The sequence below is a fragment of the Actinomycetospora aurantiaca genome, from assembly GCF_037401875.1.
Classification (GTDB): domain Bacteria; phylum Actinomycetota; class Actinomycetes; order Mycobacteriales; family Pseudonocardiaceae; genus Actinomycetospora; species Actinomycetospora aurantiaca.
Genome location: NZ_JBBEGN010000050.1, coordinates 1 through 617, shown reverse-complemented (window position 1 = coordinate 617; position 617 = coordinate 1). Strand labels below are relative to the sequence as shown.

1 protein-coding gene is annotated in these 617 nt (G+C 72.6%); it reads left to right on the top strand.

Annotated elements, in window-relative coordinates; all coding sequences use genetic code 11:
* Positions 1-603, top strand: a 603-nt coding sequence (locus tag WCD74_RS29855) for an integrase core domain-containing protein (RefSeq protein WP_337698574.1), incomplete at its 5' end; no start/stop codon positions are given.
* Positions 604-617: the final 14 nt, after the last annotated feature.

Sequence of the window (617 nt, the reverse complement as noted above, 5' to 3'; positions counted from 1 at the left end):
GTCCTGGCCACGCTGCAGGCGGGGTTCGCCCGGTACGGCCACCCGGCCTGCGTGCTCTCCGACAACGGCACCGCCTTCTCCGGCAAGCGCCGACGGTGGCCGCTGGTGGCGATGGAACGCCTGCTGGCCGGGCACGGCATCACCACCGTGGTGTCCTCGATCGGGCACCCGCAGACCTGCGGGAAGAACGAACGCGTCCACGCGACCCTGCAGCGTTGGCTGGCCGCGCGGCCCGTCCCGGCCACCCTGGCCGAGCTGCAGGCCCTGCTCGATGACTACCGGCCGCGCTACAACCAGCGCCGCCACCAGTCCCTCGAGGGCGATACCCCCCACCAGCGGTTCCACAGCGTCGAGCGCGCCGGGCCCGCCGGCCCGGCCCGGCGGGTCGCCGGGCAGGTCACCCGCACCGTCTCAGCCAAGGGCGTGATCAGGTTCAGCCGCACCTCGATCGGTCTCGGCCAGCGCCACGCCGGCGCGAGCGCCGAGGTGTTCTGGCAGGGCGACCGCGTCACCGTCCTCATCGATGACACGGTCGCTGCCAGCCTTACCCTCGACCGCAGCGTCCGCTACCAGCGGACCACCAACCTGTCCGCGATGTGCTGAGACACATCCGTCCA